The sequence below is a fragment of the Halorubrum cibi genome, assembly GCF_900182635.1.
Classification (GTDB): Archaea; Halobacteriota; Halobacteria; order Halobacteriales; family Haloferacaceae; genus Halorubrum; species Halorubrum cibi.
Map to the genome: position 1 here is coordinate 282,682 of NZ_FXTD01000002.1, position 23,629 is coordinate 306,310.

Annotated in this window: 22 protein-coding genes; 12 read left to right on the forward strand and 10 right to left on the reverse strand. The window is 67.9% G+C overall.

Annotated elements, in window-relative coordinates; genetic code table 11:
- Positions 1–141: 141 nt before the first annotated feature.
- From thsB to FN829_RS04005, 4 genes are all read left to right on the forward strand, one after another.
- Complete coding sequence (gene thsB, locus FN829_RS03990) at positions 142–1,791, forward strand: thermosome subunit beta (RefSeq protein WP_142985783.1); 1,650 nt, start codon at positions 142–144, stop codon at positions 1,789–1,791.
- 339 nt (positions 1,792–2,130) lie between these two features.
- On the forward strand, positions 2,131–3,591 hold the full coding sequence (locus FN829_RS03995) for a receiver/sensor box histidine kinase (protein WP_142985707.1): 1,461 nt from the start codon (positions 2,131–2,133) through the stop codon (positions 3,589–3,591).
- Between the two features lie 76 nt (positions 3,592–3,667).
- Positions 3,668–4,684 (forward strand): ornithine cyclodeaminase family protein, encoded by a 1,017-nt coding sequence (locus FN829_RS04000; RefSeq protein ID WP_142985708.1) that lies wholly within the window; start codon positions 3,668–3,670, stop codon positions 4,682–4,684.
- 75 nt (positions 4,685–4,759) lie between these two features.
- Positions 4,760–5,338: a dihydrofolate reductase gene (locus FN829_RS04005; protein ID WP_142985709.1), complete on the forward strand. Its 579-nt coding sequence runs from the start codon at positions 4,760–4,762 to the stop codon at positions 5,336–5,338.
- A 5-nt stretch (positions 5,339–5,343) separates the two neighbouring features.
- Here FN829_RS04005 and FN829_RS04010 read toward each other — a convergent pair whose 3' ends face one another.
- Entirely contained in the window at positions 5,344–6,117 is a 774-nt protein-coding gene (locus FN829_RS04010; protein ID WP_142985710.1) for an RlmE family RNA methyltransferase, read from the reverse strand.
- A 147-nt stretch (positions 6,118–6,264) separates the two neighbouring features.
- On the opposite strand from FN829_RS04010, the gene FN829_RS04015 reads away from it, so the two are divergent.
- The 4 genes from FN829_RS04015 (at position 6,265) to FN829_RS04030 (ending at position 9,814) form a co-directional block, all read left to right on the forward strand.
- Positions 6,265–6,684, forward strand: a complete 420-nt coding sequence (locus tag FN829_RS04015) for a cobalamin B12-binding domain-containing protein (RefSeq protein ID WP_142985711.1) — start codon at positions 6,265–6,267, stop codon at positions 6,682–6,684.
- A complete protein-coding gene (meaB, locus tag FN829_RS04020; protein ID WP_142985712.1) occupies positions 6,685–7,908 on the forward strand; it encodes a methylmalonyl Co-A mutase-associated GTPase MeaB in 1,224 nt (407 codons plus the stop codon).
- A gap of 89 nt (positions 7,909–7,997) precedes the next feature.
- Entirely contained in the window at positions 7,998–8,951 is a 954-nt protein-coding gene (locus FN829_RS04025) for an alpha/beta fold hydrolase (RefSeq protein WP_142985713.1), read from the forward strand.
- A gap of 107 nt (positions 8,952–9,058) precedes the next feature.
- Positions 9,059–9,814: a response regulator gene (locus FN829_RS04030; protein WP_142985714.1), complete on the forward strand. Its 756-nt coding sequence runs from the start codon at positions 9,059–9,061 to the stop codon at positions 9,812–9,814.
- A gap of 38 nt (positions 9,815–9,852) precedes the next feature.
- Here the strand turns inward: FN829_RS04030 and FN829_RS04035 are convergent, their stop codons facing one another.
- Positions 9,853–10,371, reverse strand: a complete 519-nt coding sequence (locus FN829_RS04035) for a DUF4442 domain-containing protein (RefSeq protein ID WP_142985715.1) — start codon at positions 10,369–10,371, stop codon at positions 9,853–9,855.
- Between the two features lie 154 nt (positions 10,372–10,525).
- Between FN829_RS04035 and ncsA the strand changes: the two genes are divergently transcribed.
- On the forward strand, positions 10,526–11,569 hold the full coding sequence (ncsA, locus tag FN829_RS04040) for a tRNA 2-thiolation protein NcsA (RefSeq protein WP_142985716.1): 1,044 nt from the start codon (positions 10,526–10,528) through the stop codon (positions 11,567–11,569).
- 58 nt (positions 11,570–11,627) lie between these two features.
- On the opposite strand, the gene ftsZ is transcribed toward ncsA, so the two are convergent.
- From ftsZ to FN829_RS04055, 3 genes are all read right to left on the reverse strand, one after another.
- Positions 11,628–12,836, reverse strand: coding sequence for a cell division protein FtsZ (ftsZ, locus tag FN829_RS04045; RefSeq protein ID WP_142985717.1), 1,209 nt, complete (start codon positions 12,834–12,836; stop codon positions 11,628–11,630).
- Between the two features lie 4 nt (positions 12,837–12,840).
- Positions 12,841–13,020 carry a ribbon-helix-helix domain-containing protein gene (locus FN829_RS04050; protein WP_066411425.1) on the reverse strand — a complete coding sequence of 60 codons (180 nt, stop codon included), beginning with the start codon at positions 13,018–13,020 and terminating at the stop codon, positions 12,841–12,843.
- Positions 13,021–13,240: 220 nt separating this feature from the next.
- The gene (locus FN829_RS04055) at positions 13,241–13,849 is read right to left on the reverse strand and encodes a double zinc ribbon domain-containing protein (protein ID WP_142985784.1); all 609 of its coding nucleotides are present in this window, start codon (positions 13,847–13,849) and stop codon (positions 13,241–13,243) included.
- Positions 13,850–14,044: 195 nt separating this feature from the next.
- Between FN829_RS04055 and FN829_RS04060 the strand changes: the two genes are divergently transcribed.
- The 3 genes from FN829_RS04060 to FN829_RS04070 are packed head-to-tail and all read left to right on the forward strand — an operon-like array spanning position 14,045 to position 19,129.
- The gene (locus tag FN829_RS04060) at positions 14,045–14,509 is read left to right on the forward strand and encodes a DUF7518 family protein (protein ID WP_142985718.1); all 465 of its coding nucleotides are present in this window, start codon (positions 14,045–14,047) and stop codon (positions 14,507–14,509) included.
- Positions 14,510–14,529: 20 nt separating this feature from the next.
- On the forward strand, positions 14,530–18,123 hold the full coding sequence (smc, locus tag FN829_RS04065) for a chromosome segregation protein SMC (RefSeq protein ID WP_142985719.1): 3,594 nt from the start codon (positions 14,530–14,532) through the stop codon (positions 18,121–18,123).
- Positions 18,116–19,129, forward strand: coding sequence for a segregation and condensation protein A (locus FN829_RS04070; protein ID WP_142985720.1), 1,014 nt, complete (start codon positions 18,116–18,118; stop codon positions 19,127–19,129). Before smc ends, FN829_RS04070 begins: the two co-directional genes overlap by 8 nt.
- Positions 19,130–19,178: 49 nt before the next feature.
- On the opposite strand, the gene mtnP is transcribed toward FN829_RS04070, so the two are convergent.
- The 5 genes from mtnP to FN829_RS04090 form a co-directional block, all read right to left on the reverse strand.
- Positions 19,179–20,078 (reverse strand): S-methyl-5'-thioadenosine phosphorylase, encoded by a 900-nt coding sequence (gene mtnP / locus FN829_RS04075; RefSeq protein WP_142985721.1) that lies wholly within the window; start codon positions 20,076–20,078, stop codon positions 19,179–19,181.
- A 169-nt stretch (positions 20,079–20,247) separates the two neighbouring features.
- Entirely contained in the window at positions 20,248–20,709 is a 462-nt protein-coding gene (locus FN829_RS04080) for an SRPBCC family protein (RefSeq protein WP_142985722.1), read from the reverse strand.
- Between the two features lie 159 nt (positions 20,710–20,868).
- Complete coding sequence (locus tag FN829_RS04085; protein WP_142985723.1) at positions 20,869–21,864, reverse strand: YeiH family protein; 996 nt, start codon at positions 21,862–21,864, stop codon at positions 20,869–20,871.
- The gene (locus tag FN829_RS15805; RefSeq protein ID WP_185955674.1) at positions 21,864–22,034 is read right to left on the reverse strand and encodes a hypothetical protein; all 171 of its coding nucleotides are present in this window, start codon (positions 22,032–22,034) and stop codon (positions 21,864–21,866) included. Before FN829_RS15805 ends, FN829_RS04085 begins: the two co-directional genes overlap by 1 nt.
- Positions 22,035–22,128: 94 nt before the next feature.
- Positions 22,129–23,559 (reverse strand): FAD-dependent oxidoreductase, encoded by a 1,431-nt coding sequence (locus tag FN829_RS04090; protein WP_142985724.1) that lies wholly within the window; start codon positions 23,557–23,559, stop codon positions 22,129–22,131.
- Positions 23,560–23,629: the final 70 nt, after the last annotated feature.

Genomic DNA, 23,629 nt, shown 5'->3' on the forward strand with positions numbered 1-23,629 from the left:
TCAACATTATACTCAACCTGTGGGCACGCTGTCGTCGAGTTTCGTCGTCAAACCGGTCGTCGCTGCCGACGGTTCCATCGGAGTCGCTTGCGATGGATTTATATAGAATCACAAACAATCGAACGCTGTATGAGCCAGCGAATGCAGCAGGGTCAGCCGATGATCATCATGGGCGACGACGCCCAGCGCGTCAAGGACAAGGACGCACAGGAGTACAACATCTCCGCGGCACGCGGCGTCGCCGAGTCCGTACGTTCGACGCTCGGACCGAAAGGGATGGACAAGATGCTCGTCGACTCGATGGGCGACGTCACCATCACGAACGACGGCGTCACCATCCTCCAGACGATGGACATCGACAACCCGACCGCCGAGATGATCGTCGAGGTCGCCGAGACCCAGGAGGACGAGGCCGGCGACGGCACGACGAGCGCGGTCGCCATCGCGGGCGAGCTGTTGAAGAACGCCGAGGAGCTCCTCGAGCAGGACATCCACCCCACCGCGGTGATCAAGGGCTTCAACCTCGCGAGCGAGCACGCCCGCGAGCAGGTCGATGACATCGCCACCGCCGTCGAACCCGACGACACGGAGACGCTGAAGAGCGTCGCCGAGACGTCGATGACGGGGAAGGGCGCGGAGCTCGAGAAGGACGTCCTCGCGGACCTCGTCGTCCGCGCGATCCAGGAGGTCACCGTCGAGGCCGAGGACGGCTCGCACGTCGTCGACCTCCAGAACCTGAACATCGAGACGCGGACCGGTCGCTCGGCCGGCGAGTCCCGGCTGCTCTCCGGTGCCGTCATCGACAAGGACCCGGTCCACGACGACATGCCCACCGACTTCGAGGAGGCGAACGTCCTCCTCCTCAACGAGGCCATCGAAGTCGAGGAGGCCGACGTCGACACCTCCGTCAACGTCGACTCGCCCGACCAGCTCCAGAAGTTCCTCGATCAGGAGGAGGAGCAGCTCCGCGAGAAGGTCGACGCGATCGTCGAGAGCGGCGCGGACGTCGTCTTCTGTCAGAAGGGGATCGACGACCTCGCCCAGCACTACCTCGCGAAGGAGGGTATTCTGGCCGTCCGTCGGACCAAGAAGTCCGACATGAAGTTCCTCAAGAACGTCCTCGACGCGGCGATCGTCACCGACCTCGACTCGCTGTCGGCGGACGACGTCGCGGTCGGCTCGGTCACTCGTGACGCCGACGAGGAGCTGTTCTACGTCGAGGGCGAGAACCCCCACGGCGCGACGCTCCTGCTCTACGGTTCCACCGAGCACGTCGTCGACGAGCTCGAGCGCGGCATCAACGACGCGATCGACGTGGTCGCGACGACCGTCTCCGACGGTCGGACGCTCCCCGGCGGCGGCGCGATCGAGGTCGAGCTCGCGAGCCGGCTCCGCGACTACGCGGACTCCGTCTCCGGGCGCGAGCAGCTCGCCGTCGAGGCGTTCGCCGACTCCCTCGAGTTGATCCCCCGCGTCCTCGCCGAGAACGCCGGACTCGACTCCATCGACCTCCTGGTCGATCTCCGTGCGGCTCACGAATCCGGCGACGAGAACGCCGGGCTCAACGTCTTCACCGGCGAGGTCGAGGACACCTTCGATGCGGGCGTCGTCGAGACGGCCCACGCCAAGGAGCAGGCGATCTCCTCCGCCACGGAGGCCGCGAACCTCGTCCTCAAGATCGACGACATCATCGCGGCCGGCGACCTCTCCACCTCCGGCGACGGAGACGAGGGTGGTGCCGGCGGCATGGGGGGTATGGGCGGCATGGGCGGAATGGGCGGTGCGATGTGAGCTCCGGCAGGTAAGACTCACACGGATCCCGTCCACCACCGACCGCCGAACCGCGTCAGTCGAACGACGTTCGGACCCGCTTCCCGACGTTTCGCTTTTCGATGTTTCGCTGACCGATACCGCCAGCGTTGCCTCCGCGTCACCACGCGTCCGACCTCTCCCTTCCGATTCGAATCGAGCCGTCGAACCGTCTCACGCCGTCGTGCCGTTTTGTGTGGCCGTTTCGTGTGACCGCTTCGCGTGATCGTTTCGATCCGCCGTCCGCCGCGGAGGGAGTCCGTTACAGATCGTGATAATCGGCGCCGAAACGTCTTGTGTCGGCGGTGTGATCTCCGGACAATGTCTGGATCGACAGACATCTCCGTACTCTACGTCAACGACGGTCCTGAACTCCTCCAGTTGGTCGCTCGACGGCTCGAGCGCGAGGACGATCGGATCGGCGTTCGAACGGCCGAGTCGGTCGACGCGGCGGAGGGAGTCCGCTCGCGTCACGACGTCGACTGTATCATGAGCGATCACCACATGCCGGGCCGGACCGGCCTCGAATACCTCCGGTCGCTCCGCGGGAACGACGACGGGATCCCGTTCATCCTCTTCACCGAAACGGGCGACGAAGCGGTCGCGAGCGAGGCCATCTCCGCCGACGTCACCGACTACGTCATTCACCGGGCGATCGGTGACCCCTCCCCGCTTCTGGCGCGAAAGGTGTGCTCGGCCGTCGAACACCGACGGACCAAGCGGCGGATGGACCGAACGGCCCGACAGCTCCGGTCGGTCGCCGAGGCGACCAACGACGCGCTGTGGATCTTCTCGGCGGACTGGGGGGAGCTCCACTTCATCAACTCCGCGTACGAGAGCGTCTTCGGGCAGCCGGCCGCGGAGCTCCGGGCGGAGCCGCGATCGTTTCTCGATCGGGTACACCACGAGGACACCGACCGCGTCGAGCGGGCGATGGCCCGCGCTTCGAGCGGGGAGCACGTCCGGATCGAGTACCGCGTGAACAAGTCCACGGAACTCCAGTCGTGGGTCGAATCGCGGTGTACGCCGGTCACCGACGACGAGGGAGAAACCGATTTCATCAGCGGGTTCAGCCGGGAGATAACCGATCGGAAGTACTACGAAGCGAGCCTCGTCGAGAAGAACGAGCAGTTGGAACAGTTCGCGTCGAGGGTCGCACACGACCTGCGTAACCCGCTGAACGTCGCCGACGGGAACGTCGACCTCGCGAGGGAGGACGACGACGGTCCCTACCTCGAGACCACCGCCCGGGCGCTCGCGCGGATGGACGACCTCATCGACGACCTCCTGACGCTCGCGAAGCGAGGAGCGACGATCGACGAACTGTCGCCGATCGGGTTCGAATCGCTGGTTCGCTCCTCGACCGAGAACCTCCTCTTTCCGGATTCGACCCTCGAGATCGTCGGATCGGGGACAATCCGGTGTGACCCGGCTCGGACGAGGGAGGCGCTGGAGAACCTCTTCCGTAACGCGCTCGATCACGGCGGTGAGGCGGTGACCATCACCGTGGGCGTGCTCGAGGTGAGAAACGGGTTCTACGTCGAGGACGACGGACCGGGAATCGACCCGTCCGACCGCGAGACCGTCTTCGAGCGGGGCCATACCATCTCCGAGCACGGCAGCGGCCTCGGGCTCGCGATCGTCGACCGGATCGTCACGGCACACGGCTGGGAGATCGAGATCGCGGAGGGGGCCGACGGCGGCGCGCGTTTCGAGATCGTTGGTCCCGATCTCGACCCGACCGAAGCCGCCGATCCGAAGCCGGCCGAATCCGGGACGTAGCCGGTCGTCCCCCGTCTCCGCTCCTCGGTAGCGACGCTTCAGCACTCATAAGTACCCCTCCGGCAAGAGTTGCGATATGCAGACGCTGCTCCTCAACGACGAGGACGTCGACGAGAACGCACGGATGGACCGCGTCATCGAGGCGGTCGAGGGTGCGTTCGCCGCCTACGAGCGCGGCGACGCCCAGATGCCGCCGAAGTCGTACATCGACCTCCCCGAGTACAACGGCGACTTCCGGTCGATGCCCGCGTACATGGACGCCGGCGACTGGGACGCCGCGGGGATCAAGTGGGTGAACGTCCACACGGACAACCCCGCCGACCACGACCTCCCGACCGTGATGGGAACGATGATCTACTCGGACCCCGAGACCGCCTTCCCGCTCGCGATCATGGACGGGACCGAGCTCACGATGAAGCGGACCGGCGCGGCCGCCGCGGTCGCCACCGACCACCTCGCGGTCCCGGACGCCGCCTCGATGGGGATCGTCGGGGCGGGCGTTCAGGCGTACACCCAGCTCGAGGCGATCTCGACCGTTCGAGACGTCGAGGAGGTCGTCGTGAGCGACCTCGACGAGGAGCGAGTGGCGAACTTCATCGACGCGTTCGAGGACCGCTTCGACGTGCGCGCGGGGTCGATCTCGGAGGCCGGCCACTGCGACGTGCTCTCGACGGTGACTCCCGTCGAGGACCCGATCGTCGGTCCCGACGACGTGGGCGAACACACCCACGTCAACGCGATGGGAGCCGACGCCGAGGGCAAACACGAACTGGCCGACGAGCTGTTGCTCGACGCGACCGTCGTCATCGACGACCACGCGCAGTGTACCCACTCCGGTGAGATCAACGTCCCGTACGCCGCGGGCGTCCTCGGCGACGACGACATCTACGGCGAGATCGGCGAGATCGTCGTCGGGAACCGGCCCGGGCGCGTGGGTGTCAGGGGCACGGGCGACGAGGGCGTGACCGGCGTCACCGTCTTCGACTCGACCGGCCTCGCGATCCAGGACGTCGCGGCCGCCCGCGTCGTCTACGAGGAGGCCGACGACAACGACAACGGCTACCCGTTCGACCTGCTCGGGGTCGCGGAGTAGAAGGAGCCAGCGTCTCGACCGGGAGGACACCGCACCCCGCGTGGATTTTTATACCACAGCGCCCCAGCGACGGGTATGCGACTCGTCAGCGTCGCGGCGGTGGCCGAGAACGGCGTGATCGGGAACGACGGGGAGGTTCCCTGGCCGCACATCGAGGCGGACGTCCGCCAGTACCGCGAGCGCGTCGCGGACTCCCCCGTCATTCTCGGCCGGCGCACCTTCGACTCGATGCGCGACGACCTCCCCGGGAGCCGCCAGATCGTCGTGAGCCGGAGCGTGACGTCGGTCGACGTCCCGACCGCGGTCGTCGTCGACGGCGTCGAGGCGGCGATCGAACTCGCGAGAGAGATCGTCGGCGACGCGGACGCGGACGACGGCGTGGATCGCGACGACGTGGATCGCGGCGACGCGGACGCGGACGACGGCGCGGATCGCGACGACGCGGACGACGCCGTCTACGTCCTCGGCGGCGGGACGATATACGAGCTGTTTCAGCCGCACGTCGACGAATTGGTGTTGAGTCACGTCGACGGGAGCTACGAGGGGGACACGCGGTTTCCCGAGTGGAGAGACGAGGAGTGGGAGGTGCTCGAGGAAACCGACTACGAGCGGTTCACGTTGCGGAGGTGGCGGAGATCCCTCGCGATGGAGTGACTCGCCTACGACTCGACCCGCTCGGCGAATCCGAACCGTGGTTTGACGTCCTGGACCTCGATCTCGACGGTCTCGCCGGGGTCCGTTCCGGGGACGAAAAGCGTGTAACCGTCGACGTACGCGATGCCGTCTCCCTCCTCGCCGCGCTCCTCGACGGTGACTTCCAGCCGGTCGCCGACCGCGACCGTGGCGGTCATCCGGCCCTTTCCGATCAGGTACACCTCCGAGGAGGCGTCGCGAGAGGCCGGCGGTGAGGCCGTCTTGACGTACTCGAACGCCTCGGCGACCTCGTCGCGGAACGCGTCGAGGTCCTCACCCTGGAACACCTTCACGACGAAGTCGCCGCCGGGCGCGAGCAGCTCCTCCGCCACGTCGAACGCCTGCCGGGCGAGGTGGACCGATCGGGCGTGGTCCAGCGAGTACTCGCCGGTCATGTTCGGAGCCATGTCGCTCACGACGACGTCGGCTCCCGACTCGCCGACCGCCTCCCGGAGGTAGTGGCGGGTGCGCTCCTCGGTCATGTCGCCGCGGATCGTCTCGACGTCGTGTTCCTCGAGGTCGTCGATGCGCTGGAGGTCGACGCCGATGACGGTGCCGCCCTCGCCCACGGCCTCGGCGGCCACCTGGAGCCAACCGCCGGGTGCGGCCCCGAGGTCGACGACGGTGTCGCCCGGCGAGAGGAGGTCCGCGTCCTCGTCGAGCTGTTTCAGCTTGTAGGAGGCGCGGCTTCGGTACCCCTGCTGTTTCGACCGGTTGTAGTAGTCGTCCTTTCCGCTCATTTGCTCCCCGTAGGCCCGCGGACGGTTTATCGGCGTCGTTCGGGAGCGATCGGCAAGGTCCGGCGGGCCGGCCGCGTCTCTCGAACACGACCGGATCGACCCGACACGGCCGTTAGAGTCAAACGGTCACGCGTGTCAGGTTCCGGTATGAGCGTCGAAGGGACGGGACGGACCGTGCGGTGTCTGGTCGCGAAGGTGGGCCTCGACGGCCACGACCGGGGGGCACACGTGATCGCGCGGGCGTTCCGCGACGCCGGCTTCGAGGTGGTCTACTCGGGGCTCCACCGCGCGCCGGAGGAGATCGTCCAGGCGGCGGTCCAGGAGGACGTCGACGTCCTCGGCATCTCGATCCTCTCGGGGGCGCACAACACCCTCGTGCCGAAGGTGATAGACGGGCTCAAGGAGTACGGCGCGTTCGAGGACACCCTGATCCTCGTCGGCGGGATCATCCCCGAGGACGACGTGACGGAGCTGAAGGCGCTCGGCGTCGCAGAGGTGTTCGGGCCGGGGACGCCGATGTCGGAGACGATCGAGTTCGTCCGGAACAACGCCCCGGAGCGCGAGTAGATGACCGGGCCGGACGCGAACGAGGGGACGGGCTCGACTCGGCGGCGAACCGGACCCGCCGACCGGACGGCCGACCTCCGCGACGACGACGCCGATCTCCTCGAGAGCCTCCTCTCGGGGGATCACCGCGCGCTCGCCCGCGTCATCACCCGGATCGAGGAGCGTGAGCCGGGGTACCGCGGGCTCGTCTCGGCGCTGTACGATCACACGGGCGGGGCGGACGTGATCGGCGTGACGGGCGCGCCGGGCGCGGGCAAGTCCACGCTCGTCGACAAGCTCGCGGCGGCCTACCGCGACCGCGGCGACACCGTCGGCGTCGTCGCCGTCGACCCCTCCTCGCCGTACTCCGGCGGCGCGGTGCTCGGGGACCGGATCCGGATGGCCTCGAACGTCGGCGACATGGACGTGTTCTTTCGGTCGATGAGCGCGCGCGGCCAGCTCGGCGGGCTCTCGATGGCGACCGCGGACGCCGTGAAGGCGCTCGACGCCTTCGGGAAGGACGTGGTCCTGATAGAGACCGTGGGAGCCGGACAGAACGAGGTCGACGTGGTCCGCACCGCGGACACCGTCGCGGTGCTGGTCCAACCCGGCTCCGGCGACGACGTCCAGACGCTGAAGGCGGGGATATTGGAGATCGGCGACGTCTTCGTCGTCAACAAGGCCGACGTGGACGGCGCCGAACGCGCCCTCGCGGAGTTGGAGGAGATGGTCCACAGACGGGAGGGGTCGACCGCGACCCCCGGAGCCGCGGGCCACCACGGACCGCACGGCGGAGGCGGCGCCCCGAACGTAGCCGCTGACTCCGACGCCCCGAACGTAGCCGCCGACTCCGACGCCCCGGACGCAGCCGCCGACTCGGATGCCTCGAACGACGCCGAGTGGACACCCGAGGTGTTGGGAACCGTCGCGGAGACGGGCGAGGGCGTCGCGGAGCTGATCGACGCGTTCGACGCGCACGCGACCCATCTCCGCGAGTCCGGCGATCTGGCGCGGACCCGGCGGCGGCGGTACGCCGAGGAGATCCGGACGCTGGTGCGCGCGGACGTCGGCACGCTCGCGACTGAGGCGATCGACCGCCGGGGCGGGATCCAGACGCTCGCGGACCGCGTCCGACGGAAGGAAGCGGATCCGTACGGCGTCGCGGCCGAGATCGTCGACCCGATCGCGGCGTGTCTCGAGGACCGCGACGACCCGAACGGGGACCGCGAACGCGCCGACGAGTAGCGGGGCCACGCGAACTCGGGCGGCGACTTCACGTCTTTGCGATCGGCGACTCCACGTGTTATAAGTCGCCGGCGAACCAACGGGATTCCATGAGACTCAGGAACCTCGCCGGGACGGCCCTCCTCGGCGTCGGTGCGATGGCGGCGACGAACGCCGGGCTCCGCTACGAGGGCGACCTCGAGTCGCCTCTCGTCGGCGACGACGGCACCTTCCGCTGGCGCGGCATGGACGTCGCCTACACCGAGGGGGGCGACCCCGAGGACCCCGACCTCGTGCTGCTCCACGGGATCAACGCCGCCGGCTCCTCCGGGGAGTGGCGCGAGGTCTTCGGTGACCTCACCGCCGACCACCACGTCGTCGCGCCCGACCTGCCGGGATACGGCCGGTCGGACCGCCCGCCGCTTCGGTACTCGGCGGCGCTGTACGAGGACTTCGTCGGCGACTTCCTCGCCGAGTTCGACGAGCCCGCCGTGGTCGCCTCGTCGCTGTCGGCGGCGTACGCGGCCGGCGCGCTCGCGGGCGACGCGGCGAGAGATGACCTCGAGGTGAGCGGATTCGTCGGCGTCTGTCCCACGGCCGTCGCCGGACCGAGCCCGCCGAAGCCCTGGCTCCGAGAGCTGATCCGGTCGCCGCTCGTCGGTTCGGCGTTTTTCAACCTGATCGCCTCGAAGCCCTCGATCCGGTATTTCAACGCCGACCACGGCTACTACGACCCCGACGCCCCCGCGGAGGAGTGGGTCGACTACGAGTGGCGGACCAGCCACGTCGAGAACGCGCGGTTCGCCCCGGCGTCGTTCGTCTCGGGGTACCTCAACAGCGACGTCGACCTGGCGGCCGCGCTCGCCGACCTCGAGGTGCCGGCGACGATCGTGTGGGGACGCGAGGCCGACGTGAGCCCGCTGTCGGACGGCCGCGAGCTCGCGGACGCGTCGGGCGCGCGGCTCGTCGTCTTCGACCGCGCCGCGCTGTTGCCACACGTCGAACACCCGAACCGCTTCCTCGAGACCGTCCGCGAGAGCCTCGTCGCCGGCGCGACGGCCTAGCGGAACGCGCCCCGTCCCCCGGCGGCGTCCCCGTTTCAACCACCGCCGATATCAGAACTGAATAGCGGGGGACAAACGATTTATGTCGCCTCGGTGGACGCGGATACATGACCGACGACCCGCTACGAGTGCTCTGTGTCGACGACGAGCCCGGGCTCGCGGGTCTCGTCGCAGCGCACCTCGAACGCGCCGACGGGTTCGACTGCGAGACGACCGTCGAGACGGACCCGAACGCGGCGCTCGATCGGATCCGTTCCGAGCCGTTCGACTGCGTCGTCACCGACTACGACATGCCCGCTCGGACCGGCGTCGAACTCCTCTCGTCGGCCCGCGAGACGCGTCCGGAGCTTCCGTTCCTGTTGTTCTCGGCGACTGAGCCCGACGAGATCGCCGCCGAGATGGTCCGCGTCGGCGTCACCGACTACGTGAACAAAGGCGGCGGAACCGAGGCCTACACGACGCTCATCCGCCGGGTCGAACACGCGGTCGACGCGGAGGCGAGCGCGAGCGGAGACGCCGGATTCGACGCGGAGAACGTCTCGGTTGACGGCGTCTGTACGGTCGGGCCGGACGGCACCTTCGAGTACGTCTGTGCGGAGTACGGTGAACTGTACGGCTACGATCCCGACGATCTGGTCGGCGAGCGCTGGCAGCGGCTCCACCCCGACGAGGAGATCGAACACATCCGGACGGACGTGCTCCCGGCCGTCATGGAGGGAGACCGGTGGACCGGACGGAGCACCGGACTCCGGGCGGACGGAAGCACGTTCCCCGAGTCGAAGATGGTGAGCACGACGAGCGACGGTCGCCTCCTGATATCGGTGTCGGAGTACGGCGAATCGGCCGTTCGCGCCGACGACTGAGCCGGAATCGGTCCCGCCCTTCCGATGTCGAAGCCGCCTCAGCCGTCGCGCCGCACGTACAGCGTCTTCCGACAGGTCGCGCGGACGGTGCCCGCCTCGTCGACGAGCGAGACGTCGTACTCGCGGTCGGTCGACTCGCCAGGCGAGAGCGCCCCACGGATCGCCTCGATCTCGTCGGGTGGGAGTTCGAACTCCGCGTACAGCGTCCCGCGCCCGGGTTCGATGAACTCCATCGCGGCCGACTTGTCCCAGACGGTGAACTCGTCGCCGAGGGTCCGCCGGAGCATGGTCATGTAGACCGGGTCGAGCGCGCCGTAGAGGCTCCCGCCGAAGGTCACGCCGAGCCCGTTCCGCGTCCGCCAGTTGAACGGGACCCGCACGCGGACGTACCGCCACGCCGCGCCGATGTGGTCGACCCGCCCGCCGGTCCCGCGGTAGGCGGGGAGCAGGTTGAACGCGTGTCGCCACAGGCGGGTACGGAGGCTCTCGGCCGGCGGGTCCGGATCGATCGGCCGCGGGTCCGGGTCGCGGTCGATCCCGGTCGAAGAGTCGCTCACGTCCGCTCCAGTCGTCCCCGACGACAAACCGGTATCGGAACGCCGAACAACTCGCGCCCGGTTGCCGCGCGGCGTCACGGTCGCGGGAACCGTCAGAGCGGCGACCCGCGAGCGCCCGAAACCGGTATCCCCGCGCGTCCGCAATCGGAGACCGATGGAGTGTGACAAGTGCGGGGCCGACGCGATCCACCACGCCACCTACTCGGGGGCGCACCTCTGTGGCGAGCACCTCTGTCGCTCGGTCGAGAAGCGCGTGAAACGGCGGGTTCGCGAGGACGGACTGCTCGATCCCGACGCGACCCCCGACGACCCGGACCGGTGGGTGCTCGGACTCTCGGGCGGGAAGGACAGCGTAGTCCTCACCCACATCCTCGAGGAGGTGTTCGGAAGGGATCCCCGCGTCGAGATGCTCGCGCTCACGATCCACGAGGGGATCGAGGGGTACCGCGACGAGAGCCTCGACGCCTGCGTCGAGTTGGCCGAGGACCGCTCGATCCGCCACGAGGTCGTCTCCTACGACGACGAGTTCGGCGTCCGCATGGACGACGTGGTCGAAACCGACCCGGAGGACATGGCCCCGTGTGCGTACTGCGGGGTGTTCCGCCGGGACGTTCTCGAACGATACGCCGAGGAGTTCGACGCGGACAAACTGCTGACCGGCCACAACCTCGACGACGAGGCCCAGACCGCGCTGATGAACTTCCTCGAAGGCGACGTCAAACAGGTCGCGAAACACTTCGACGCCTCGCTCGGGCCCTTCGACGAGCGCGGCGAGACCGACGCGTTCGTCCCACGCGCCAAGCCGCTTCGGGACGTGCCCGAGAAGGAGATCGCCCTCTACTGTCACGTCCGCGACCTCCCGGTCCACATGGCCGAGTGCCCCCACGCCGCCGAGGCGTACCGCGGCGAGATCCAGTCACTCATCCACGACCTCGAAGAGAACCACCCCGGCACGCGCCACTCGATCATGGCCGGCTACGAGGAGCTGTCGGCGATCACCGCGGAGCGGTATCGGGGCGGGAACGGGGACGGCGGTGACGACGAGGCCGACGGAAACGGCGGGGCCGAATCCGGCGACGAGAGCGACCGCGACGGCGACTCCCGCTCGCTTCGCGAGTGTTCACGCTGCGGCTCGACGACAAGCCGCGAGGTGTGCCGGAAGTGCCGGCTGCTCGATGCGATCGAGGCGGCGTCGTAGCTCGCGGGGTCGAGCGGGCGAAAAACGCGGTGTAAAACGGCTCCGAGAGCGTCCGCCTTCAGCGGATGACGTCGAGCCCGTTGTTCTTCTCGACGGGCTCGGTGCCGCCGTCGGACTCCCAGGCGGCGTGCTCGGAACCGCCGGATCCCTGAACGCCGTTCGTCGCCTCGGCTGCCCGCGAACGGGAGTCGCCGAGGTCGTCGGCGTCGACCGCGGCGCGGGACTTGTCCGCCTGCTTCTGGGTCGACGGGCCGAGCACCTGCGCGCTCTGGACGCCCGTCATGATCGCCATGACGCGGACCTTCCCCTTGTACTCGTCCTGGATGCGCGCGCCCCAGATGACGTTGGCGCTCGCCTCCAGTCGCTCGGTGATGTTGTTCGCGATCCCCTCGGCCTCCTTCAGCGTGAGGTCCGGACCGCCCGTGATGTGGACGAGTCCGCCCGAGGCGCCGCGGTAATCGACGTCCAAGAGCGGGTGGTTCATCGCGTCGTTGACCACCTCTTGGGTCTTGTTCTTGTCCTGGGTCTCGCCGACGAGCATGACCGCGACCCCGCCCTGGTTCATGATGGTGGACATGTCGGCGTAGTCCAGGTTGATCAGGCTCGGCTGGGTGATCGTCTCGGAGATACCCTTGACCGTCTCCGCGATGATCTGGTCCATCACGGAGAACGCCTTGCCGATCGGTAGGTTCGGGACGTAATCGAGCAGGCGGTTGTTGTCGAGGACGATGATCGAGTCGGCCTCGTTGCGGAGGCTTTCTAACCCTTCCTCGGCTTTCACCGTGCGGGCGCGCTCGACGTTGAACGGCGTCGAGACCATCCCGACGACGATCGCCCCCTGCTCTTTGGCGATCTTCGAGACGACGGGCGCCGCGCCCGTGCCGGTGCCGCCACCCATGCCGGCCGTGACGAAGACGAGGTCGGCGTCGCCGAGCACCTCCTTGATCGTCCCCTGGGCCATCTCGGTCGCGCGCTCGCCCATCTTGGGGTCGCCGCCGGCACCCAGTCCCTGCGTGAGCGACTTGCCCACCAGGATCTTGGTGTCGGCCTCGATCATCTTGAGGTGCTGTTTGTCCGTGTTGATCGCGACGGTGTCGGCGCCGTCGACGCCGATGTTGTACAGGCGGTTGACGGTGTTGTTACCGGCGCCGCCGGCGCCGACGATGACGATCCGGGGGTCCCCGAACTCGTCGTCGTCCATGCTGGCGTCCATCTCGCGCTTCTCCGCTTCCGCGTTGTCGAGGGCGTCCTGAACGAGATCCTGCATCGATCTACACCTTGGCCCAGCTGCGGTTGCGGCCGCGCTCCTCGCGCTCGCCGTCCTGTTCGCTCAACATGTCTCGGACGGCCGACCGGATCGCCTCGCTCCGGTTCGGGAACTCACCCGTCTCGACCATCTGTTCGACCTCGTCTATCTGCTGTTTCGGGATCCGTAGTGTCACACGCTCCATTTGTTGTATTCCCCCGGTAAGACGACGTCCACGACACACGCCGTGCGTCTTACGGCCTCGGATCGCCCGACGGCGGGGACGTCCCTTCGTCGGACGACGGCTGTAAGACGGTCGTCTTACGCGATTGTAGTCACCGAGGCTACCCTTATAAAATTAACGACGGTCGTAAGACACTCTCTAAAACTGCCGTATACTCGTCTGAGAACGTCGTTTTCGCCGGTTACCTGTCTTTCAACACGTCCGCAGCGGGGGTCCGCCGTCCGCAACCGGGGCAGAACGCCCAGTCCGTTCGGACTTCGTCGCCGCACTCACAGAACGCGCGATGGGACTGTTTCTCACCGCAGTTCGGGCAGTATACGTGGTCTTCCGGGACGTTTTCGCCACATCCTCCGCAGGCGTTTTCGCCCGTTTGCACCCCGCGATCGGCGCGTGTCTTACGCGAATCCGGATCGATCTCCGGTTCCGTCTCCCGTGTCACACGCGCATCGCCGCCGTCGGCCCCAGGGGCGTCGAGCGTGACGTTTACGTTGATCTCGCCCGGTGTAGACGGCGTATACGCGTCTTCGGGCTCGCGGCGATCCGCGGCTCCGAACCGCTCGTCCAACGCGGCGTCGAGCCGGTCGTCGATCAGGTCGTCGATCCGCTCGGAGAGGGCGGCGTCCACGCTTCCCTCTGGGCGGTCGACATCGGGTCCGTCCGTCACATACCCGTCCGCCGCCTCGTCGAGGTGGGCGCGAAGCGCCTCGCGCATCACCTCGCTTTTCGAGGCCTCACACGCTTCCAGCCGCTCGACGAGCTCGTCGTCGGCCCGAAACGTGATCTTACTCATACCGAGGTGATATCCACCACAGTACAAGTATTTTCCCCTGCGTCCGCTCAACGGCAGACACGTTTCAGCGGCTCGAAACGTCCGGTACGGCCGGATCGGCGATCCACCGTTCGGGGAACGCTCGACGTCCATGTGGTGTGGTCACACGTGTGTCTGACACAGGTTTATACGCCTCGCGCGGGCATACGTGAGCACATGAGTAACCGCGTCGAGGACCTCGAACGGCAGGTCGCGGAGCTGCAGGCGGCGGTCAACGGGCTTACCGAGGAGCTCGTGGAGATGAAAGAGCGCGTCCGACAGGTGGAGGACGCCCAGGAGGTGGCGGTCGACGCGGAGGCGGAAGCCGCCGCGGCCGCTTCCCCCGAGGAACCGTCTTCCGACCCGTCGGACGCGTCCGACGCGTCCTCGCCGACCGGCGGCGAACGCCGAACCCACTCCGACGACCACGTCGAGGTCGTCGAGCGAACGGGCGGACCGTCGACCGACGGAACGTCGGCCATCGACGAAACCGGCGACGCGAACGGCGACTCGCCCGATGCGGACGGCGAGGAACCCGCGCCCGAAACGGCGACGTCCGACGCCGAGGCGGCCGCGGCCGACGCGGACGGTGGCGACGCCGAGGACGGGGAGTCCGACGACAGCGACATCATCGTCGCGTAAGCCGGCGTCCGTATCCCGCCATGCACATCACTGAAGTAGTCCTGGACGGTTTCAAGAGCTTCGGGCGGACCACGAGGATCCCCTTCTACGAGGACTTCACGGTCGTCACGGGGCCGAACGGCTCCGGGAAGTCGAACATCATCGACGGGGTGCTGTTCGCGCTCGGACTGGCGCGCACCCGCGGGATCAGAGCCAAGAAGCTCACCGACCTCATCTACAACCCCGGCCACGACGACGGCGAGGCGGCCGGCGGCCCGAAGGAGGCGTCCGTCACGGTCGTCCTGTCGAACGAGGACGGGACGCTCGACCGCTCGCAGGTCGTCTCGGCGGCCGGCTCCGAGAACGTCGGCGACGTCTCGGAGATCACGATCAAGCGGCGGGTGAAGGAGACCGAGGACAACTACTACTCGTACTACTATCTCAACGGGCGGTCGGTGAACCTCTCCGACGTCCGCGACCTGCTCGCGGCCGCCGGCGTCACGCCCGAGGGCTACAACGTCGTCATGCAGGGTGACGTGACCGAGATCATCAACATGACCCCCTACCAGCGCCGGGGGATCGTCGACGAGATCGCGGGCGTCGCGGAGTTCGACGAGAAGAAGGAAGCGGCCTTCGAGGAGCTCGACACGGTAAAAGACCGGATCGGCGAGGCCGACCTCCGGATCGACGAGAAGGAGGAGCGGCTCGATCAGCTCTCCGAGGAACGCGAGACCGCCCTCGAGTACCAGTCGCTCCGCGAGGAGGTGGAGCAGTACCGCGGCTACCGGAAGGCCTCGGAGCTGGAGGACAAACGCGATTCGTTCGCCGCGGTCGAAGACGAGATCGACGACGCCGAGGCGGACCTCGAGGAGCTCCGCGTCGAACTCGACACCAGACAGGGGACGGTCACCCGCCTCGAGGAGGACCTGGCCGACCTCAACCACGAGATCGAGACCAAAGGCGAGGACGAACAGATCGCCATCCGGTCGGAGATCGAGGAGATCAAAGGCGAGATCTCCCGCCTCGAGGGGAAGATCGAGGCAGCGGAGGAGCGCGCCGACGACGCCGAGACGGAACGGCGGAACGCGTTCGTCCAGATCGACCGCAAACAGGAGACGATCGACGACCTCGACTCGGAGATCCGGGAGACGAAAGTCGAGAAGGCGTCGCTCAAGTCCGAGCTCGCGACGAAGCGCTCGGAGCTGGCTGAGGTGGAAGCCGAGATCGAGGGCGCCGACACCGAGTTCGACGAGCTGAAGACCGAACTCGCCGAGAAGAAGGAGCGGCTCGAGTCCCTCCGCGAGGAGAGGAACCGCCACCAGCGCGAGAAGGACCGGCTGCTCGACGAGGCCCGCCGTCGCTCGAACGCGGTCGAGGAGGCCCGCGCCGACCTCGAGGCGGCCCGCGAGGAGGTACCCGACCTGAACGCGCGGATCTCGGAGCTCCACAGCGAGCTCGACAAGGCCGAGAAGAACGAGTCGAAGATCGAGGACGTCGTCGCCGACCTGTTCGCAGAGAAGGCCGAACGGAAGGAGGAGCTGGAGGCGATCGAGGACGACCTCCGCGGGAAGCAGAACGAGTACGCGAAGCTGGAGGCGGCCGCGAGCGAGCGCGGTGACACCTCCTGGCCGCGGGCGGTCACTGAGGTGAAAAACGGCGGCATCGACGGCGTTCACGGCGCGGTCGGTGAACTCGGGTCCGTCGAGGCGGAGTACGCGGAGGCGTGTGAGACGGCCGCCGGCGGGCGGCTCGCGAACGTCGTCGTCGACGACGACGGCGTGGGCTCGACGTGTATCGACTACCTGAAGCGGCGCAACGCGGGGCGGGCGACGTTCCTCCCGATCACGAAGATGGACGACCGCGGCCTCCCCCGCAAACCCTCGATGCCGGGCGTCGTCGACTTCGCGCGGAACCTCGTCGAGTACGACTCGCGATACGAGACGATCTTCTCGTACGTGCTCGGGTCGACGCTCGTCGTCGAGGACATGGCGACCGCCCGCGATCTGATGGGCGACTACCGGATGGTCACCCTCGAGGGCGACCTCGTCGAGAAGTCCGGGGCGATGACCGGCGGCTCCGGCGGCGGCTCCCGGTACGCGTTCACGAAGTCGGGCGGAGGCAAGCTCGAGCGGCTCGCCACGGAGATCAGCGACCTGGAGGACGAGCGGCGCGAGCTCGAGTCGGAGATCGACGACCTGGACGCCGACATCGAGGACGCCCGCGAGCGGAAGGCGGACGCCGCCGACCGCGTCCGGTCGCTGGAGGCCGACATCGAGCGAGCCGAGGAGGAGTTGGCGGCGACCGAAGACCGGATCGAGGAGCTGGAGGGGAGACTCGAGGAGCTCCGTGCGGAGCGCGAGTCGGTCGACGAGGAGATGAGCGGGATCGACGGGACGCTCGACGCGCTCGATTCGGACGTCGACCGGATCGAGGCGGACGTCGAGGAGATCGAGTCCGAACTCGCCGACTCGAAGATCCCGGAGCTCTCGGAGAGGGCCGACGGGATCCGCGAGGAGATCGCCGAGCTGGAGGATCGCATGGACGACCTCGACGCCCGGCGAAACGAGTTGGAACTCGAAAAGGAGTACGCCGAGGAGGCCGTCGACGACCTCCACGACACCGTCGAGGAGGCACAGAACGCGAAGAGCGAGGCGGAGGAGACGATCGCCGACCACGAGGCGGCGATCGCCGAGAAGGAGGAGACGCTGGAGACCAAACGCGAGTCGATAGCGGAGCTGGAAGCGGAGATCGCGGACCTGAAAGGGGACCGCGAGGAACTCCGCGAGGAGATCCGGGAGGCGACCCGGAAACGCGACGAACAGCGCTCGCTCGTCGCGGACGCGGAGTCCGAGCTGTCGGATCTCACGGACCGACGGGACCGCCTGAAGTGGGAGATAGACGAGCTGGAATCGCAGGTCGGCGAGTACGACCCCGAGGAGGTCCCCGACATCGACGAGGTCGAGTCGCGGATCGAGGAGCTGGAAGCCGAGATGGAGGCGTTGGAGCCGGTCAACATGCTCGCGATCGACGAGTACGACGAGGTCGAGGCCGAGCTCGAGACGCTCCAGGAGCGCCGGGACGTGCTCGCGGAGGAGCGCGACGCGATCACGGAGCGGATCGAGGGGTACGAGGCCGAGAAGAAGGCGACGTTCATGGAGACGTTCGAGTCGATAAATGACCACTTCCGGGACATCTTCTCGCGGCTGTCGGCGGGTAGCGGCGAACTCGTCTTGGAGAACCCCGAGGACCCCTTCGAGGAGGGGCTGACGATGAAGGCACAGCCCGCGGACAAGCCGGTCCAGCGGCTCGAGGCGATGAGCGGCGGGGAGAAGTCGCTGACCGCGCTCTCCTTTATTTTCGCGGTCCAGCGGCACAACCCCGCTCCGTTCTACGCGCTCGACGAGATCGACGCCTTCCTCGACGCGGTCAACGCCGAGCGGGTCGGCGAGATGATAGAGGAGCTGGCCGCCGAGGCGCAGTTCGTCGTGGTCGGACACCGCTCGGCGCTTCTGGAGCGCTCGGACCGGGCCATCGGCGTCACGATGCAGGGCGACAACCTCTCTGCCGTGACCGGGATGCGGTTCGGCGACGGCGAGGACGGCGACGAGGAGGCGGAGGTGAGCGCGGATGACTGACGACGGCTCGGCCGACGCCGGAGCGGGCGGCGGCGTGCCCGATCTGGACCTGACGAGCGAGCGAGACGGCGCGACGCCGACGTTCGGCGGAGGGGTCGACGACGGCGACCCTTCGGCCGACGGGGCGACCGCCGCCGATCCCACCGATGCCGCAGATCCCGATTCCGCAGAACTCGCCGATGCCGCAGACCCCACCGGTGCCGACCCCGACGACGACGAAGTCGAGCCCGTCGAACTCCTCGTCCAGCTCGCCGAGGAGGGCGAGATCGAACCGTGGGACATCGACATCGTCCGAGTGACCGACGCCTTCCTCGAGAAGCTCGATCAGACCGACCTCCGGACGACGGGTCGGGCGCTGTTCTACGCGAGCGTCCTGCTCCGGATGAAAAGCGACGGAATGCTCGCAGAGGACGACGAGGACGACGAACCCGAGGCGGAGCCGTGGGAGCTGGCGATGGAGGGCGGCGCGGCCGACCCCGCCGATCCGGAGTTCGATCCGATCGACCGGCTGGAGGCGGAGATGGATCGCCGTCTCGACCGCAAGAACACCCGCGGGTCGCCGGAGACGCTGGACGAGCTGGTCCGCGAGCTGCGCGAGGCCGAGCGCGACTCGTGGTGGAAGGACTCCCGGGAGTACGACACCTCGGAGTCGCCGAGCGGCTACGCCCGCGGGACGCAGACGCTGGATTACCACGCCGGCGACGAGTTCCGCCGCGACGGCGAGCCGACCGCCGGGGAGGCGACCGACCGAACCCACGACGAGGACATCGAGGAGGTGATAACGGAGGTGGAGACCGCCCTCCGACCCCACTTCGAGGGCGGGCGCGCGGAGGTGCTGTTCGCCGAGGTGGAGTCGTCGGGCGGCCGCCCGTTCATGACGTTCCTCGCGCTGTTGTTCATGGCCCACCGAGGAAGCGTCCGACTCCGACAGGACGACCTGTTCGGGGACCTGTGGATCCGGGACCCGGCGGCGGCGACGGGAGAGACGGAAGCGATCGCGGACTGAGTCGTCCAGGGGCACGGTGTCGGGCGCAGACGGACGCCCGCTCGCGTCGTTACAGGTACTCGCCCAACAGCGGCTCGACGCGCTCTTTGGTCTCCTCGGGGATCGACTCGGTCGGCGTGTTGATCGTTCCCTCGAGCGACGTGTGTGCGTCGCACTCGTGGTCCGCGGGGAGCGTCCGGACCGCCTCCTCGACGGCGGCCTTGATCGCCGTCTGGTTCCGCTCGGCGTTCTCGAGGACCTCCTCAAGCGTCACCTCGCTGTCCGTCTTCCAGACGTCGTAGTCGGTGACGCCCGCGATCGTCGCGTAGGCGATCTCCGCCTCGCGGGCCAGTTTCGCTTCCGGGATCGCCGTCATGCCGACGAGGTCCCACCCTTGCGACTTGTAAAACTCCGACTCCGCGCGCGTGGAGTACTGCGGCCCCTCGATACAGACGTAGGTGCCGCCCTTCACGACCCGCGCGTCGCCGGAGTGATCGTCATCGTCGCCGTCGGCCTCACCGCCGACGGCGGACTCCGCGGCCTCGGTCAGGTGGTCGACGAGTTCGGGGCTGTAGGGGTCCGCGAAGGGCTGGTGGACGACGACGCCGTCCCCATAAAACGAGAGGTCGCGTCGTTTGGTCCGGTCGTAGATCTGGTCGGGGACGACCAGCGTGCCGGGTTCCAGTTCCTCCTTGAGGCTCCCCACCGCGTTCGACGCGAAGACGTGGGTCACGCCCGCCTTCTTCAACGCGTACATGTTGGCGCGGTACGGGAGGTCGGTGGGCGAGACGCCGTGGTTCGAGCCGTGTCGCGGGAGGAACGCGACCTGCCGGCCCGTGTCGGCGAACTCGCCGATCGTGACCGCGTCGCTCGGCTCGCCGTAGGGGGTGTCGTACTCGACCTCGCGCACGTCGTTCAGGGGAAGCGCCTCGTAGATCCCGCTGCCGCCGATGAATCCGATCGTGCTCATACCCCGGATCCGCCCGCTCGCTACTTATATCGACGGAAGACTCGGCGATGTCGCGACGGGAGTTCCCGATGGGGTCGAGGAGGGCCGGAAAAAGCGAGGGTACTGAAAAAAACGGGAGTACGCGGGTCTCGTCAGTACGCAGATCTCGTCCTCCGCCGAGGGCGACGAGCTAGGCAGGGGCCGCCGACTCGGCCGCGACCTCGGCCTCGACGAGGTCCTTCGTGTTCCGGAGGTGGTTCTCGAGTTGCCGCTCGTTGTAGCGGCTGGCGACCGGTTTCAGGATCCGATCCAAGAGGGAGTCTCCCATCTCGTAAGTCGCTCGGTGGGAGAGTCGGGTCCCGGCGGCGATTTCCGAGTAGCGGTTCCGGATCTCGCCGCTCATCTCGTCGCTTTCGATCGTGACGAGCAGTTCCTCGTTCGGTTCGACGACCGTCATCTCCATTTCCACCTCCATCGAGATCCCGAACACGCCGTAGGTCCCGGTCATCCGCGCGCCGTGATCGGTCTCCTCGACGACCTCGAGGTCGCGCAGGCTGGCCATCGTCCGTGACCAGTTCTCGGGGGTGCTGTCGAACGCGAAGACGTGTTCGACGGGTGCGGCGATCTCGATGGTGTGTTCGAATGTCGTCATGTGGTCTCAACTCGGTCGTCGAACCGGTCCACGCGTTCGGCCGGAGTTCTACTCCGGATCGTGATCCGATCGCGCCGGGGCGACTGAGGTACCATACGCCGTCCGAGATATTAAACCAGTAACTGAGGCGTGTACACCCGCGTCACGGACGAGAGCGGGTCATAGAAGCGCTCGCACCGCCGCGAGCGCGACCGTGCTCACGACGAGCAGGTGAACGAGCACCGCGCCAACGGGCGCGGCTCCGACCGCGCGCATGTCGTCGATCCGGATCGACAGCCCGAGACCGACGAACGCCAGCGTGAACAGCGCGTCGGAGATCCGCCCGATCGACGCGAGCGCGGCCGGCGAGAGGAGCCCGCTGTTGGCGACGGCGGCCACGAGGAGGAACCCGAGCAGGAACTTCGGGAACTCCGCCCACAGCCGCCGGACGCCGGGATCGGCCGCCGATCGCGCCGCGTACGCGAGCGAGTACGCGACGGCGACGCCACCGAGCAGGGCGTTGCGCGCGAGTTTCGTCACGGTCGCCCACTGTCCCGCCTCGGTCGAGTGCGCGAACCCCGCTGCCGCGACGGGGCCGGTCGAGAACATGCTCACGCCCGCCCAGACGCCGAACTGCCGGCTCGACAGCCCGAGCCACTCGCCGGCCAGCGGGAACACGACGAGGGTCACCGCGTCGAAGAGCAGGATCGTCGCGGCCGCGAAGGTGATCGCGGCGCCGCGCGCGTCGAGGACGCGGCCGATCGCGACGACCGCCGAGACGCCGCAGATACCGGCGCCGGCCGCCAGCAGCGACGACGTGGGAGTTCCGATCCGGAACAGCGTGCGCGCGACGACCTCCGCGAACAGGATCCCTCCGGCGACGAACGCGATCACCAGCCCGAGGACCGTCGGTCCCGCCGCGAGGAACTCCTCGACGGCGACCGCCGCGCCGAGCAGCACGATCCCGGTCTCCAAGAACAGCTTGTCGACGTCGACTCCCGGCTCCGCGGACGCCGGGGTGCCGACCGCGTTCCCGACGAGCGCGCCGATCGCGACGGCGACGACCAGCGGCTGGACGCCGGGAACCGCGTCCGCGACGACGACCGAAAGCAGCGCGCCCCCGCCGAGCAGAACCAGTCCGGGGACGTACGGTCGGAAATCGTCGAGAATCGTCATTAGACCGGATAGATCACGAGGTGGACGAAAACGATCGCGAGTCCCAGACACAGCGCCTGCCAGCCGCGGTCGAGGGCTCGCCAGCGGCGAGCGAGGCGCGTACCGCCGACGTCGTCCGCGTGGTCGACCGCGCGACCCTCGCTCGCGTCGTCGACGTCCTCGTCGGTCATACGGGAGCGGATCCGCACGTCGGGGTCTTACCGGTATCGCTCGACGGGAGGATCTCCGGAAAACGGTCCGAGATCCGTCGTGGGGCAGGCTCGATCAGTCGTCCGCCTCGACTGCCGTCGAGGCGTCCTCGGGGGCGGCCGCGTCGTCGCTACCGTCCTCGTCGCCGTCGCTACCGTCCTCGGCGTCACCGAGCCGTGGGAAGTTGTCGATCGTCTCCGCGCGGAACGCCTCCTCGTCGAAGGAGTACTCCGTATCGAGGAACTCGAGGACGGTTCGCGTGTCAACCATGGCGTTCTTCAGCGCGGTCGACGCGCCCGGCGAGGGCGTGATGTTGAAGAGAATGCCGTCGCCGCGGATCTTCGCTTCGCCCATGTCGAGCTCCTTCGAGTCGGTGTCGACGATCTGCGGGCGGACCCCGCCGTACCCCTTCGCGCGGTCGATGTCCTCGAGTTCGACGCTCGGGACGACCTTCCGTACGTGCGGGAGGAACCGTCGCTTACCCACGACCGGCAGGTCGTACACCAGGTTCCGGACCACGTACGGGAACAAGATCTTATCGGCGAGGATGTTCGCGTAGCTCAAAAACGACGACGGCGTGAAGCCGAAGACGTCTGCGAAGTCGCCCACCGTCGAGAGCTCCCCGCGCTCGAGCGCGGGGACGAGCTTCGCCGTCGGGCCGAACCGGGTGACGCCGTCGTCGTGGACGTCGGCGTCCCCATGAACCGCGGCGAAGGGCAGCTTCTTCATCTGGAGGGTGTACACCTTGCCGTTCAACAGGTCGTCGGCGAGGAAGAAGCTCCCCGCGACGGGGAGAAGCGACATGTCCTCGCCGTACCCCATCTTCTGAGCGAACTGGAGGCTGTGTGACCCGGCGGCGACCGCGACCGCGTCGGCCGCGAAGTCGCCGTCGTCGGTCTCGACGGTGAAGCCGTCACCGCCCTCGTCGACGTTCGTCACCGTCGTCCCGAGGTGGACCGAGACGCCCTCCTCGCCGCGGGCGGCCTCGACGAACGACTCCGCGATCATGCCGTAATCGAGGACGTAGCCGTCGGGCGTCTGGAGCGCCAGAAGTTCGGTGTCGGGGTCCCGGCCCTCGACGACCTTCGGTTCGATCTCGGCTATCTCCTCGCGGCCGATCGGCTCGAGTTTGGGGAAGAGCTCGCCGAACCCCTCGTCGTGGTAGCGAGCCTCCAGCTCCGCGACCTCCTCCTCGCCGACCGCGAGCACCATCTTGCTGCGCTTGCTGTGCATCTCGCGGTCGGGGTCGACGTTCTCGAGGTACCCCGCGAGCAGCTCCGCACCCTCCTTGACCTCCTCGGCCTTCTCGAGCGTGTAGTTCGTCTCGATGTCGCCGAAGTGGAGCGTCTGGGAGTTGTTCGTGTGGTGGGAGTTCACCGCCGCGATCTCGGGCTCCTTCTCGATGAGTGTGACGTCGTCGACGTCGGTGAACTTCGAGACCGTGTACAGAAGCGATGCCCCGCTTATTCCCCCGCCGATGACGATGAGGTCGGTGTGATCGGACATGCGTGAGGCTCCGTCTCACGGAGTGTACCGTCTTGGGAGTTAACTGACTTCCTATTCCGCGCCGGCGGGA